This is a genomic window from Allobosea sp. P4_E12, from assembly GCF_056401655.1.
In genome coordinates this window covers 1-12,922 of the sequence record NZ_JBFUIY010000017.1, presented here as the reverse complement: position 1 = coordinate 12,922, position 12,922 = coordinate 1, and the positions used below count along the sequence as shown (strand labels likewise).

Annotated in this window: 14 protein-coding genes and 1 pseudogene; 9 read left to right on the top strand and 6 right to left on the bottom strand. The window is 59.6% G+C overall.

Annotated elements, in window-relative coordinates; genetic code table 11:
• Positions 1-3 precede the first annotated feature (3 nt).
• The 3 genes from AC1DW9_RS21090 to AC1DW9_RS21080 are packed head-to-tail and all read left to right on the top strand — an operon-like array spanning position 4 to position 2,581.
• Complete coding sequence (locus tag AC1DW9_RS21090; RefSeq protein WP_476775722.1) at positions 4-723, top strand: baseplate wedge 1 family protein; 720 nt, start codon at positions 4-6, stop codon at positions 721-723.
• Between the two features lie 9 nt (positions 724-732).
• Positions 733-1,734 (top strand): hypothetical protein, encoded by a 1,002-nt coding sequence (locus tag AC1DW9_RS21085; RefSeq protein WP_476775723.1) that lies wholly within the window; start codon positions 733-735, stop codon positions 1,732-1,734.
• Positions 1,735-1,744: 10 nt separating this feature from the next.
• Entirely contained in the window at positions 1,745-2,581 is an 837-nt protein-coding gene (locus AC1DW9_RS21080) for a hypothetical protein (RefSeq protein ID WP_476775724.1), read from the top strand.
• Here the strand turns inward: AC1DW9_RS21080 and AC1DW9_RS21075 are convergent.
• Positions 2,578-3,609, bottom strand: a complete 1,032-nt coding sequence (locus AC1DW9_RS21075) for a methyltransferase domain-containing protein (RefSeq protein WP_476775725.1) — start codon at positions 3,607-3,609, stop codon at positions 2,578-2,580. The two genes, AC1DW9_RS21080 and AC1DW9_RS21075, sit on opposite strands and share 4 nt — an antisense overlap.
• Positions 3,610-3,864: 255 nt before the next feature.
• On the opposite strand from AC1DW9_RS21075, the gene AC1DW9_RS21070 reads away from it, so the two are divergent.
• Positions 3,865-4,368 (top strand): hypothetical protein, encoded by a 504-nt coding sequence (locus AC1DW9_RS21070; protein WP_476775726.1) that lies wholly within the window; start codon positions 3,865-3,867, stop codon positions 4,366-4,368.
• A gap of 196 nt (positions 4,369-4,564) precedes the next feature.
• On the opposite strand, the gene AC1DW9_RS21065 is transcribed toward AC1DW9_RS21070, so the two are convergent.
• The gene (locus AC1DW9_RS21065; protein WP_476775727.1) at positions 4,565-5,353 is read right to left on the bottom strand and encodes a WbqC family protein; all 789 of its coding nucleotides are present in this window, start codon (positions 5,351-5,353) and stop codon (positions 4,565-4,567) included.
• A 533-nt stretch (positions 5,354-5,886) separates the two neighbouring features.
• Here AC1DW9_RS21065 and AC1DW9_RS21060 point away from each other — a divergent pair.
• From AC1DW9_RS21060 to AC1DW9_RS21040, 5 genes are all read left to right on the top strand, one after another.
• Positions 5,887-6,540, top strand: a complete 654-nt coding sequence (locus AC1DW9_RS21060) for a peptidoglycan-binding protein (RefSeq protein ID WP_476775728.1) — start codon at positions 5,887-5,889, stop codon at positions 6,538-6,540.
• Positions 6,541-6,932: 392 nt separating this feature from the next.
• Complete coding sequence (locus tag AC1DW9_RS21055) at positions 6,933-7,295, top strand: hypothetical protein (protein WP_476775729.1); 363 nt, start codon at positions 6,933-6,935, stop codon at positions 7,293-7,295.
• 14 nt (positions 7,296-7,309) lie between these two features.
• Entirely contained in the window at positions 7,310-7,573 is a 264-nt protein-coding gene (locus AC1DW9_RS21050; protein WP_441505461.1) for a Pam3-gp28 family putative phage holin, read from the top strand.
• 3 nt (positions 7,574-7,576) lie between these two features.
• Complete coding sequence (locus AC1DW9_RS21045) at positions 7,577-8,047, top strand: hypothetical protein (protein WP_476775730.1); 471 nt, start codon at positions 7,577-7,579, stop codon at positions 8,045-8,047.
• 28 nt (positions 8,048-8,075) lie between these two features.
• Positions 8,076-8,393, top strand: a complete 318-nt coding sequence (locus tag AC1DW9_RS21040; RefSeq protein ID WP_476775731.1) for a hypothetical protein — start codon at positions 8,076-8,078, stop codon at positions 8,391-8,393.
• Between the two features lie 219 nt (positions 8,394-8,612).
• Here the strand turns inward: AC1DW9_RS21040 and AC1DW9_RS21035 are convergent, their stop codons facing one another.
• The 4 genes and pseudogenes from AC1DW9_RS21035 to AC1DW9_RS21020 form a co-directional block, all read right to left on the bottom strand.
• Positions 8,613-10,487, bottom strand: a complete 1,875-nt coding sequence (locus AC1DW9_RS21035; protein ID WP_476775732.1) for an NHL repeat-containing protein — start codon at positions 10,485-10,487, stop codon at positions 8,613-8,615.
• Between the two features lie 239 nt (positions 10,488-10,726).
• Entirely contained in the window at positions 10,727-10,933 is a 207-nt protein-coding gene (locus AC1DW9_RS21030; protein ID WP_476775733.1) for a hypothetical protein, read from the bottom strand.
• Positions 10,934-10,947: 14 nt separating this feature from the next.
• The gene (locus AC1DW9_RS21025; RefSeq protein ID WP_476855171.1) at positions 10,948-11,247 is read right to left on the bottom strand and encodes a hypothetical protein; all 300 of its coding nucleotides are present in this window, start codon (positions 11,245-11,247) and stop codon (positions 10,948-10,950) included.
• A gap of 718 nt (positions 11,248-11,965) precedes the next feature.
• Positions 11,966-12,088: pseudogene (locus tag AC1DW9_RS21020) on the bottom strand (transposase); the annotation flags it as partial.
• Positions 12,089-12,922: the final 834 nt, after the last annotated feature.

The following is a 12,922-nucleotide window of genomic DNA, read 5'->3' as shown; positions in this document are numbered from 1 at the left end:
CCGATGGCTGAGCGTGCATGCCCGGTCGCGGGCGAATTGGTCGAGGAAGAAGTCAATAAGATCGCGACCCAGTATCGCGAGGCGGTGAAATTCCTCGGCCTGATCCGCGCCATCCTATCTGAAGGCGAGGCGGCAGCGATCAAGCTGTGCGCGGTTCCGGACTTCTTCGATATCGATTCGGCCGTCGGTGATCAGCTCACCATTGTCGGCAAGTGGCTGGGTTTACCGCGGTGCCATTGCGTCTGCGAGGCACCGAAGGTCTTCGGCTTCAAATGCGGCCCGTTTTCCTCGTCCGACCGCATCGCGGGGTTCTGCGAGCACGGAACGACCTGGTCCGATTGCCCTTCGCTGGGAAATGGCGAGGTCTGCATCACCGATGATGAGATCTATCGTGGCATGCTGAAGGCTCGTCGCTATCAAGTGCTGGGCCTCTACGACATTGCCTCCCTGCAGGCCGCGGCGCGGCACGTCTGGGGTTCTACGGCGTCAGTGGTGTCGAGCAGCGTGGGGCAGGTCACACTCGCTCCAGGTCGCGCCTTGACCGCTTTCGAGACGATGATCGTTCCTGTCGTATTCAGGACGCTCCCCATCGCGCCGGGCATCAAGGGCATGATCCACTACGGAACCGGCCCGATCTTTGGCTTCGGAGAGGGATGGGGCGGCTTCTGCGAGAGTGCCGAGTTCATCTGCCCGACCGATCCGCTCACCTACACCTGCGCTTAAGGAGCCTCCATGGCCGCCATCAACTTGCCGTTTGCGGCGAGCGCGACGCGACGCGCGCCCGACGCTGACGAACTCGCCAACGGATTCGGGTGCGGTGACGCCGATCGTGCGCTGTTCGACTGGCTCGCTTGGTGGGAGACCGGACAGATTGCGAGCGCCATCACCAAATCAGGTCAGACGGTCGACGACACGGACCTGCTGCGACTGACGAAGGCGGTTCGATCTCAGGGGTTGAACTTCATCGCTGCGGCAAATGTGGCGGGCAGCGCCAATGCGATCACCCTCGCGTTCGATCCGGCATTCACCGATTATGCGCAGATGGTCGGCGTTCCGGTTGTCTTCATTGCGGAGGCGACCAGCACGGGGGCTGTGACCATCAACGTAGACACCCTGGGGACCAAGGCCGTCACCTGGCCCGACGGCTCGGCCATGGTGGCCAACGACATCCAAAGCACAGTGATGATCATCGTCAGGTACGATGGTGTAGGGTTCCGCTTGCAGACCCCTCTGTCGCCTAGCCAAGTCAGGTCAACGATCAACTCAGCGCCGTTCTACGGCATCAATGCTGCGCCGGGAAGCAATAGCATCGCATCGGGCGGCGTGCCGACGACGCTGATTTCCAGCTATGGGACTGTCACCAACCAGCTTGGACCAAATTCGACCTTCACAGGCGGAGTTCTGACTATCGGTGCCGGCGAAGACGGATTCTTCAGCTTGGCGGCCTACGTGAATACGAATCTGCCCAGGGCGGGGACGGGGGGGACTGCCAATCCATACCCCTGGGTCTTGACGATTGACATCTCGACCGATGGCGGAACGACCTGGGCCTCGATCGCCTCCAATCAGGACAGCGCTGGCGCGCCATCCCAGATCTTCGGTCCGCAGCCGAATACGAACTGCGCCAGCATCAAGCTGGCGGCCGGAAACAAGATCCGCGTGACTGCCGGGCATTCGGCTGGCGTCAACCTAAGCTTCCCAGTCAACTTCTCCGCCGCATTCCTCGGCAAATAGGTTTCGGCACATGGCTCTTGCGAAACGGTTTTTGGGGGCTTCGTCGTTCCCGGTTGGAAAGATCCCGGCCAGCGTGCCGCTCCCCGCGGGCCTCGTGATACCGCCCGGTCTTTATGTCTATGGCGGAGAAACTTACGACTGCGCGGCCGAGGGGCGTTACCTCTTCGCCGCCGGAATGCAGAACACGCAGCAGAGGATCGTGTTTCAGTCCGACGTGGCTGCGATGATGTCGGCTCTGGCCTGGTGCGTCGTCAACGGAAGGGCCGACGAGGGTCTAACCATCGGCGACAAGACCACCAGGGCGACGACCTCGAAGCTTAGGATGCTGTGTGGGAAAACAGTCGAATGGGCGAAAGCAATCTGTGACAGCCCGAGCATTGGCATTCAGAGTCGGACGGTTCGCACGCTGACGGCGGGGGCGCCGAATGGCTACTATGATGGTCATGTACTGCTGGAGGCCAAGGTCGGGGGGGCCTGGGTCACTTTCGACTTGGCCAACAACCTTCGATATCAGGCAGCCGCCGGCTCCGCTTTGAAGGACGTCGTCCCTCTGAATGGCGCTATGTCGCGCGCTGCGCTTGCGCTCGATGGCTACTCGATCGAGCCATCTGCTGCCGGGCAGTTCGATGTCACTGCCTGGCAGGAAATGACGATGCAGGATCCGGCCGACTTCAACGCCGAGCTCGACCGCGTCCTTCAGATCCCAGGGATCGACCACCCGACCAACGGAGAGGTCTGGTGGTATTTGCCGCCTGGAATGGAAGGACGATCAGCTTGGGTGCTGAGTCTGCAGGCGAACTATCGGGTGAAATCGCAGGCCGAATGGCTCGCTCAATTCTACCCTTAGGAAACGCGTCCGGCGCGAAACGTCATGCCCGCTGGGATTGAGACATAGTCGCGCTCGACAAGTCCTGCCTCATCGAGCCACCCCCGAACCTCTCCCGCGGTGTGACGGAAAGCGTACTGCGGATAGAACCAATCGAAATTGATGTGTGTGTTCTCCTCGAGGGACCATCCGTCGCGCCAGTAGCATTTGATGACCGTGTAGTAGAGTAAGCGCTGTACGTCGTGCTTTCCGGCAGTGATGCCGAGCGTAGGAACGGCCGGGATTTCGATCTCTGCTTTCAGGTCCGAAAGCGCCTTCCCGACAAGTGTCAGCCGCTCCATCTCATCCCACGCGTCAGCTGGGGACATTTTGCGGATTTCTTCCCGGACATAATCGTCAGAGAATTCGCGAATGGGAGCCTTCTTTGCATACACGTAGAAAGCGAACTCGCCCTCTGCGGAGAGGAGCGGTGCCAGCGCACTGAAGGCCGCTTTGGTATCGGGGGTGTGATGAAGAACGCCGAACGAATGGACGTAATCGAAAGCGCCACGGGCAAGTGGTGGCTGGCATAGATCGCCTTGGATGAAGCGGATGTTCGGGATACCCTCCGCATTCTTGATGGCTTGATCGACGGCGTCAGAAATGTCGAGCCCAATGACCAGCGCATCGGGGTTGAGGCGAGCAAGCCGGATTGTCTCGCGGCCATTACCGCATCCAGCGTCGAGGATCACTTTTCGACCGCGCAGATAGGAAGCGTACTCTCTCTCGTCCTTCCACCCGAGGACGGGCATCATCCATTCGGTCATGATCTTCGCGGTTTCGCCGGCGATCCCGAAATTAGGGTTTCTGTTCCACTTATACGCGAAAGTCCCCTGGACCTGCTCTTGCCCGGCCTCCAAAGCGCCGACGAAGCGCGGGATTCCATTCACGATCGGGAAGGCGGCGCCCGACTTGGCGCAAGTCAGGGTTTGGCCGTTCGCTGAGAGTACATCGCCCGCGGGTGAGCGCAGCAAGGAGAAAAACAGCTCGTCGAACTTGTTGTAAGGCAAGGTTGGGGCCCCTTTTGTAAGAGGGTTGCCAGTATCCTATTTGCCGGAGGGCGGGAAGGTGGAGGGTCGAAGTACCTCGATATTTGAGATGTTTCGTGATTCTTGAGGCGAGTGGGCTGAGGTGCGGGACGTAGCCGGGGCGCGCATGACGTGGCATACACCGCATGGCCGGGCAGGTCGTCCGATCGACCCAAAATCCGGGCTCTTCGAGCCCTCCAGGTTGACGATCTGCGCAAAAGTATGTTCGTGGGGCGCATGCTGCACATTGTCCCCCACCCAATTCGCAAAAACGCGTTCTCCGTTCTATCTAGGACCTATCGCGTCGGATTGATTGCCGAGGGTGACGAGTATCGCGGCGGCTGGTGCTGGCTTCTTAATCCCGATGGGCTTCCTATCTCGCTGATTGGCGAGATCGATAGTAAGCACGGTGCCGAGCGGGCGCTCGCCGACAGTTGGAATGAGGCGCTCCTCGCTCTCGGTCTCGAGACTGGAGAGCCGACTCTTCGCGCGGAGCTGGAACTCGAACATATTGTAGGAGATAACTTCTGGCTCGCCAGGAACGGCCGGCAGGTTGGCGATATACTCGTCATTCGCGCTGGCCAAGCTGGGGTCAAGCAGGATGTCTATCGCTGGAGCGTGGGCGACCATCCAGTGGAGCGTAATCGCTTGGGATTTGCGGACGATTTGACGTCGGCTCGCGCTGCGGCAGAGGCAGGCTGGCAAGAATGGCTGCGCTGGGTCGGTGTTCGACACCGCTAGGGGCAAACCCAATGAGAGTTGTGCATTGGTTGACGTTTCGACAGCCGTCTGTGGCTTCCAGCCGCCTGCGCGGGGCTGGCGCGACCGGGACGATGCTGGCGCCCGACGAACTGCCCGACGCTGTGTCGGTGTCGTCGATGAGCCCCATTTCGGCGAACTGCAGATCAGTGCCGTTCCTCATTGTTCTGCTCCTTGGTTAATAGATCGGTGCCGAATTAGAGGTTAGAAGAGGATCGTAGTCCTGCTCTAATGGTTTAGATCTAAGCCAAGTAGAGTATCCGAGAATATATTCTCTTGTAGCGAGGGGGCCTATATTGAAAAGTGCGTCGATTACCGAAAGGCCGGGAAGCCATTCCCCCTGTAACTGCTCGTAAGGTTTCTCGCGGGTATACTCGGAGAACCGCTGATATGAGATAGCAAGGCCTTTCGCTCCAAAGTCGCACTCATCTGTGTATTCGCTTGCTCCGCCGCCACTGTAGTATGCTGAGCCGCCTTCAGCTTCGGTTAGCTCAGCCATCAGCTTGGAGCCCGAAGTTGAGTGTGACATCCTAGATGAAATTCGAAAATATGCAGTGATTCCGATATAGACGCAGCAAGTACGAAGCAGTTCGAAGTTGAACTCCGAGAGTAAGTCTCCATCCTTGAAGAGGTCGAGTTTCGACAATACGTTATGGCATACGGATTCGTAATATGGTGCGTTTCTGTACACTTCGTTCAGCTTGTTGCGATGATCTTTGATCCAATCGGCGCCCTTAATTCTCAATTCGCTAATCGGAGTAAAGCGATCGTGATCGCGAAGCGGGACCGTTATTAAAGAGCGATCTGCGGACCCAGCGTGCTTTCTTACATAGGTGCGCCGCGTAAGGCTTTGGCGTATATGCTGCACATGGTCGAGGAGGATAAAAGTATCCGCCGCCATAGCTTTCTCGAAATAACCAAGCCAAGGCAAATAATTTGGTTGATGAATAGCGACGGTAGTTGTCATTTATTGCCCATTTCTTTTTTGAGCGTTTACCCAAGTAAAATTCAAGTATGATATGCTGGCCGCGCGCTGAACTTCCGTGTTCGATCACTATCTAACTGATCGTAAGTAGACTAAAGAAGCTTCTGCCGCGTGCTTGGGGTAAGGTTCTCTATAGCGTCCCTTGGCCGTTCGACACCTATGACGTGTTATTTTGACTGCACGGAGCATTGAAAGAATGGATTCACTGGGCCTCAGGCAACAGACTCCCGTGAGGAATGGCCCGTCCCAAATCTCAACTAAGGAAGTCTTCTTAGATCGCGCGACAACATAAACTCGCTCCGATTGGCTTTCTAGAACGAGCCTTCGCCTTTGGTCTAGGAAAGCCGGGCGGCTGGGTTCAGTCAAATTAATGCTCCGATCTGATAACCGTCGATCCTGCGGGCCATAACCCTTCACTTCGGCGGAACGGCCGAACCTATACAGCAAGCCAAACTTGGCGTCACGCCGCAACGGCCGCCATCTCCGGGCGGCTTCCTCATTTCTGGATCATCGATATGAACGCTCGCGAGGTGCAAGCCGCGCTGCTTTCGCTTGGCTATTCGCTGACGGCCGACGGCATCGCCGGGCCGAAGACGAGAACAGCGATCCAGGCGTTCCAGCGCGGTCGCGGTTTGGCCGCGGACGGAATTGTCGGACCGCAGACCATCAGAGCTCTCCAGGCTGCGATCGCGGCCAAGGGTGACCCCCGCGCACCGCCGGCCGGTTCGGTCTTTGCTCTGCCGCCGACCAGGCGCGTGATCAACGAGATCATCATCCACTGCACGGCGACGCCTGAGGGCAGGCCGGTCTCGGTCGAGACGATCCGGGGTTGGCATAAAGCCCAAGGCTGGAAAGACATCGGATATCACTGGGTCGTTCTGCTCGACGGCACCGTTGCGCCGGGCCGGCCTGAAGCCGAGATCGGGTCGCATGTCGCCGGCCACAACACCGGCACGCTCGGCGTCGTCTATGTCGGCGGCCTCGCGGCTGATGGAAAGACGCCGAAGGATACCCGCACCCCCGCCCAGGAGGCGGCGTTGCTCGCGCATGTGAAAGCGCTGATTGCCCGCTACCCCACCGTCAAGAAAGTCACCGGGCACCGGGCCTATGCAAACAAGGCCTGCCCTTCGTTTGATGTTACGAAAGATGACCTGGGAAAGCTGGTCTAGCGGCCATGGTTTGCATGATAGCCAGCGTCTTCATCTGCCCGGCGTCGCGCGGCGCTGGCCTCTTCAATCGTCGGGAAATTACCGAGCGACCTGATGCGACCGCCAACATGGATGTAAGCGCGCCAGACCCCACGGTCGGAACGATAAGAGACGCCGGTCACTCCGGCCGGTCTCCCGCTCGTACAGCAAATACGACTGAAGCTCAAACTTTGTAGGCAGCATGTTCGCCTCCATCTATCTGACGAACATAAGTGTTTGCGGGCACGCTGGCTACCTTCATTCGGCCAAAGCTTGCCCGTCCTTCGACGTCCGCAAGGATGAACTCGGCCACTTGGTCTGAGACTGACCCCGTAGCGGCGGGGCACGCCGCATTCCAACATCGGAGCATCGTCATGAACCGGATCCTCGCGGCGGTCGCCGTCGCGTGCGCGCTGGCGCTTGCCGGCTGCCAGACTTCCACCTCCGCCGCGGGCTGGGGGCAGATCGCGGCCGGCGCAGGCCAGGTGATCGGGAGCACGAAGGCCGACGGTCAAGTCGCCAAGGCCTCTGCAAAGCTCGAGCAATATTGCGCGGGGCTCCGAGCCGTCGCGCTCAGCGCGACGCTGTTTGCCCCCGAGCGCAATCGCCTGGCCGCCCAGCAGGCAGCCGTCGCGGTGAACAAGATCTGTGACGCTCCGCCTGCGGACGTCGCCTCAGCCTTGAAATTCGCAGCCGACGCCTATGCGGCAGCGATCGCCGTGCGCGACGGCGCCTGACAAAGGAAATCGCCATGAACGAGCAGATCCTGAGCTTCATCCGCACGCTGGTCCAGTCCGTGGCCGCGATGCTTGCCGCCAAGGGGTGGCTTGATGCATCCGGCGAGCAGGTCGTCATCGCCTTTGTCATGTGGCTAATCCCCACCGTCTGGGGGCTCTATGTGCGCCGGAAGGCCGGTCTTGTCGCGTCGGCGGCGGCACTGCCCGAGGTGACGCGTATCGTCGCTACTCCGGAGATTGCGCGAAAGCTCGACGATCCGTCGGTGACGGCGCGATAGGCCGTGGCTGTCATGATCATCCTGCGCATCTATCGCGGCATCCACGACCACTTCCCCGCCAGGCGCTCGGAATGGGTGCTGGCGGGCATTCTGGTCGCTTGGGGGCTGATCCTGCTGCCGCCGAGTCCGGCGTTCGAGGAGTCGCTGGTCTGGGCTCAGATGGCGGTGATGGCGAGCGAGCGCACCTGGGCGGTCACGGCGATAGCGATTGGCCTATTCAGACTCGCAGCTCTGATCGTCAACGGCACATTCTCTTCAACATGGTACGGCCGCTGGTCGCCGCACGTCAGATCGCTGGCTTCGTTCCTAAGCTGCTTCCTGTGGCTTCAGATCAGTTTCGGCTTATGGGCCGGCTCTGCGACGACGACTGGCCTTGCTGTCTATCCCGGCCTTCTGGTGCTCGACCTGATGAACGTGGTCGCGGCCGCATCGGATGCCGGCCAGATGGACAGGGCCCAGAAAGATGGATGCTAGCTCCCTCACCATCGAGAACATTGGTGCAATGGTTGGCGTGGGGCTGGTCGCCGCGTGGCTCGCCGCCGCGAAGTATCTGAAGGAGCGAAAGTCGGGCCCGACCGCGAGCACATCAGACGTTATCCTGGCGGGCGGCACGATCGCTGACATGCGGCCGGTGCGAGAAATCGAACTGGATCTGAAGCGCATCGCGGAAGCTCTGGAGGGCGTTCTCCGGATCATGCGCGATCGGCAAGAGGCCGAAGCCGCGGCCGAAGAGGACGAACTGCGCGATCGCATTCGCGACCTCGAGCGAAGCCTGCAGGATGTCGGGCGCACGGTACCGCCACGCCGCCGAAGAACGTGACAATTGCCGGGCACGCTCGCCTGGCCATCGCCTGGCCCTCGTAAGCGGCCGTCGAGTGGCTCCTGCCGCTCTGTTTGACGCCTCCCTGTTGAACTTGGCCCGGCGCTCCGAAATGGGTGGCGGGCCTTTTCGCGCTTTAGCCCTGCGCCTTGATCTGGCGCGGCCGCTCGATCTCAACCGTGAGCGCGCATGATGGCCGACCCTTCTCCTCGATAAACATCACTTGGAACTCTGGCTCGCAGTTCCCCGCCGTTCGCCGTCTGCTCTGCCCTTCATGTATGCGCCGCCGAAAAGCGCTAAGGCGCCCAAGAGCGCGGCGAGCAAGATGCCGCGGCGAGCGCCCGAAATCATGCCGGCACCGCGCGGTTGATCGTTACCCGGCAACCCGTGATCGCCGTCGCTAGAGCGCCTGGCGGTCCCACTCTCGGAAGGCAAAATCGCCGACACGATCGACAACTCGTAGATCGACGCCCAGCGAGGGTCTGTCATGATTTGCTTGCCGAGCGCAGTGACACGCTTGAGGTCGACGTCACATGTCGGTGCCGAAGCGTAGGCTTCGTAGAATGCTTTCCCTTGGTCCGTCATAAAGATGTCCTTCGCTGTCGTGACCTCCATCCCTGAAATTTTTGCGAGCTTGCGCAGCGATTCATCGAGCACTGAAGCTGGCACGAAGCCATTCGCGCAGCGGCCCACTTCAATATCGTCGATCCACCCGCCAAGGATCTCGCGCATACGAGGCAGATCGTAGCCGTCTCTTTCTGCACAGACGATGCCGTTCGCCGCCCAACAATTCTTGATCATCCCGTCTCTGCCAAGGTCTGCCCGAAAATTCGCGACGAATACACGTCCTCCTCTTCGAGCCATCACCGAAGGCCCGTTGTATGCGTACGGCGAAAATAGATATTCATACCCGTTCTCAGAGATATACTGCATCTGCTTATACTGGACGTAACCATTCGGTCCGATCGAGCTGCCTACACGCAATATGTTGCCAGTGGCTTTATTCCTCAGCGTCGCGTTGTAGAATACAAAGGTGTTTCCGAAGAACGTGATCTCGGGGCCCGACGACCACATATAGTCGCCTTCATCCGCCTGCATTGGCGGATTTACCCGGTCGAAATGGGCCCAATCATTGTCGTGACGAACATAAGACGCAGTTACGCATAAGCTCGGATAGTCGATCGACACAAAGCGCTCATCCTTCGTCGAGACGATGGTCAGCTTCCCGTCTGCCACGACAGCATTGTACGGCTGCGAGAGCCCGCCCCTCCCGGGACCGGCACCACCAATCACGGCGCGGACCTCCTTCGTCTTGGGGTCGATCACTGAAACATAACCGCTCTCGGCATCCGCCACGATCAGGTTGCCTTGGCCGTCCGGCGCGATTGACGTCGGCCAGAGGAACTGAAGCTTCTTCGGATTCCAGCCCTGCGACCCGTAGGTTTCGATCTTCGCGCCGCTGGCCTGGTCGAAGACGTGAATCTGACGGTCAAGCAGCCCGGTCACATAGACCCGTCCACCCATGGTCGTGACGCCGTGGGCGTATCCCACCTCATGGCGCCAGAGCCGGCGATAGCTCTTGGCCTCGATGTCGATCACCCACGCGGAAGCTCCGTGCCCGTCGTATTCGGCGACAGATAGGATGCGGGCCTCCTCGTCAAAGGCGACGCCTTCGGGGGAGACGATGCCGGGGATCTCGAACAGGAAGTCGAGCGAGCTCCCGTCGAAGCGGAAGATCGACACCTTGTTGAGCAGATAATCTGCGGAGAAGACAAGCTTCTCCTTCGCCTCATAGGCCACGCCGGCGGGCTGGATCTTCCCCGGCAGTCCTCGCGTCTCTAGGCGGCCGATCGTCTTCGCTTCCGTGTCGAAGAGCAGGATGTCGACGAAGTTCCCGAGCAGCAGCTTCGTTCCCGAGACCGGCGCCACAGCCGGTACATTCAGGAAGCGATTGGCCGCGTCCTTATCGGTGAACTCGAAGTACGGCGCCCCAGCCAGGCTGACAGGGTTGGTCGCTGGGAGACAGCCTGTTCCGGCAAGAGCCGGCATAGAAAAAAGCGCCGCCGCGATGGCGACGCCGGGCAGGAAGCGCATCATTAATCTCCGAGATGTAGTGGCTCGCTATACCGCGAGGTAGAGGTAACTACAACTTGCGGATCAAAGGCTAGTGACCCTCCACTCCGGTTGCGCACTCGCTGACGTTTCGATCGCCCGCGCTCGTCTTGCCCGCAGCAACGCCCGAGATGGAGATGTTGGCCAGCCCCCGCAGCAAAGTCGTTAAGTCTCTGGAGCGTCAAGTTTGGTCGAGCATTCGTCGGGCGGCATGGGCATTTTCAGAACGGGATGTGGAGGCGGTTGATCGGCGATAGTACGGGACAGAGTTCAAATATGAGCGGCGGCATGTGGTCCTCCTCCCAGCAGTAGGCCGCATAGTCGAGCTCCGCCCATTCGTCGGCCTCGGGGCTGCCAGGGCGCGCGTTCTCGATCTCGGCCATTCGCTGCCGGGCCGCCAACCATTCCAGGGTGTCGGTGATGATCATCGCGCCCCGCCTCATCAGTGACGGGTCGCCTCGTTGTCATTGACCCCGACGCACCTTGCCTCGCGGAGCCAGTGCCAAGGGTCGCCAGCGGATTGCTCGACCAGCCAGAGCTGCGGCTTGCCGTCGCCCGGCAGGAAGAAGGCGTAGTCCTCGCCATTCGCCAGGCGATAGGGCGGATCGAAAACAACCAGCTTCTGCACCTCGCCGATGTTCAATTGGACCCGGCTCAACTCGAAATTCCCGCCGCGGGCGATGATCTGCTCGGCCTCGCGGCCAGACAGGGCAGTTCCTGCGGGGGTAGGCGACGGCAGCATAGCTTGACTCCTTGGGGTGCTTGGATGTTCTAATTTTGTTCTCATTCGAGCGCGAGTCAAATGTCATCTTCCGATGTCGATCAGGCCCACCATTCCGCCGACCCTGGAGACGGATCTCCGGCACGATCCGTGGATCGTGCTTCGCTTTCGCTGCGATTACTGCAAGCGCTGGGCCGACGGAGGCCTGGCGGCCTGTGCGGAGAAATCGGCTCCGCGATGATACTGGGCTGGCCCGTTCGGGACTTTGACAGCGTCCCGCATTCGGGCGTCTTGGTTCATGAAAAATCGGTTGTTAGCCAGGCCGTTAGCCGACCTTCAGGCCTTCTGCATTTGGGTAGACTGTCCTCGAGTTAAAGCCGCACGTTCGAATCGTGTCGGGCGCGGAATTTCGGTTCAAACCTGCGAACCGCAAGCCCATCGACCATCCGGAAGTTGATTATCCTCCTGAGGAAAACTCGAAAGCGCCAGTGTCAATGATTCGACAGGTACAATGGCGAGCCGGCGCTTCTGAAGCGTTCGACGGCTCTCCCGATGTGGTCGCGCATTAAGCTCGCATTCTTGACCGTTGATTCGACGCCGCGCTCAGCCCAGAGCTGACGGGCAGAGCATGGCTCAATCTTCGCGTCGACAACGGACAGCGATAGCACGCTGCCTACGCTCTCCAATCCGATCCAAACTATGTTCCGATCCCGAAGGAGCCGTCGGGGGGAATGTGATGTGGGAAGCGGCGCTGATACTTCGCGATCAGCTTCGGATCAAAGGTGTCTTCCCGGTCACGCGGTATCCGCAACTCCACCTTCGAGCTGCCGCCCCGACCCGTCTCCTTCGAAGCGTTGCGGCGAGGAGGCTTCCCGGCAGCAGCCTCACCGTGTCCAGCTCCGCTGACAGAACCCCGTTCGCAGCGCCTTCTTCAACTCGCCGACCGAGGTTTGCCGATCGGCTTACTGCATGATTCGGACGTGCGGCCAGCGATAACGTTATTGTCTATTGCGTGAACCAACCGCAGGCTTGTTAAAGCATCAGATTTAACAGGATTTTGACAAGAAACATTATTGTTCTGGCGCCAATGATACGCCGCCCGAATAAATAAGTACTTGATTCAAATAGTGGCTCTAGAGCCGCCTAGGCCTGCCGGCTTTGAGGTTCGATTCTAGCTGATTACTGAATTAACTGGGCGAAATCCGAGCATTAATTGGAATATTAATCTTTTATATACCAATTATATTCACTGATGATGCCGGACTGCGGCATGTACCGTGTCTGTTTATCTCTATAATTCTTCGGCCCGCAGGTAACGTAGATGTGGCTTGATAGCCACAGGGGGTCGACAATTGGCCCCGGCGCGGTGATTGAGGTTGATCGGCCACCCGCCTTTCGTATTGTGAAGGTGCGTCGGGACGTTCCCGGTCGCTGTTTTTCGTCTTCGCCTCTGAATGGTTCAGGGACGTGGGCGAAAGACCGGGATAGGCGGGTTCGCCGGTTTGGTCTCCTGGGGCCGATCGTCAAGAACACGCCGAAGCCCGAGGGTCTCGAAACTCTTTTGGAGGTTACCAATGAAGCTCGTTAAGAGCCTCCTCCTCGGTTCTGCCGCCGGCTTCGCCGCGGTTGCCGGGGCTCAGGCCGCCGATCTTCCCTCGCGGAAGGCCGCTCCGGTCGAATACGTTCGCGTCTGCAC

What these genes read in the sequence shown, in the direction of transcription:
- AC1DW9_RS21090 (WP_476775722.1), top strand. Translation starts at nt 4, where the DNA reads ATGGCTGAGCGTGCATGCCCGGTCGCGGGCGAATTGGTCGAGGAAGAA.
- AC1DW9_RS21085 (WP_476775723.1), top strand. Translation starts at nt 733, where the DNA reads ATGGCCGCCATCAACTTGCCGTTTGCGGCGAGCGCGACGCGACGCGCG.
- AC1DW9_RS21080 (WP_476775724.1), top strand. Translation starts at nt 1,745, where the DNA reads ATGGCTCTTGCGAAACGGTTTTTGGGGGCTTCGTCGTTCCCGGTTGGA.
- AC1DW9_RS21070 (WP_476775726.1), top strand. Translation starts at nt 3,865, where the DNA reads ATGCTGCACATTGTCCCCCACCCAATTCGCAAAAACGCGTTCTCCGTT.
- AC1DW9_RS21065 (WP_476775727.1), bottom strand. Translation starts at nt 5,353, where the DNA reads ATGACAACTACCGTCGCTATTCATCAACCAAATTATTTGCCTTGGCTT.
- AC1DW9_RS21060 (WP_476775728.1), top strand. Translation starts at nt 5,887, where the DNA reads ATGAACGCTCGCGAGGTGCAAGCCGCGCTGCTTTCGCTTGGCTATTCG.
- AC1DW9_RS21055 (WP_476775729.1), top strand. Translation starts at nt 6,933, where the DNA reads ATGAACCGGATCCTCGCGGCGGTCGCCGTCGCGTGCGCGCTGGCGCTT.
- AC1DW9_RS21050 (WP_441505461.1), top strand. Translation starts at nt 7,310, where the DNA reads ATGAACGAGCAGATCCTGAGCTTCATCCGCACGCTGGTCCAGTCCGTG.
- AC1DW9_RS21040 (WP_476775731.1), top strand. Translation starts at nt 8,076, where the DNA reads ATGGTTGGCGTGGGGCTGGTCGCCGCGTGGCTCGCCGCCGCGAAGTAT.
- AC1DW9_RS21035 (WP_476775732.1), bottom strand. Translation starts at nt 10,487, where the DNA reads ATGCGCTTCCTGCCCGGCGTCGCCATCGCGGCGGCGCTTTTTTCTATG.
- AC1DW9_RS21030 (WP_476775733.1), bottom strand. Translation starts at nt 10,933, where the DNA reads ATGATCATCACCGACACCCTGGAATGGTTGGCGGCCCGGCAGCGAATG.
- AC1DW9_RS21025 (WP_476855171.1), bottom strand. Translation starts at nt 11,247, where the DNA reads ATGCTGCCGTCGCCTACCCCCGCAGGAACTGCCCTGTCTGGCCGCGAG.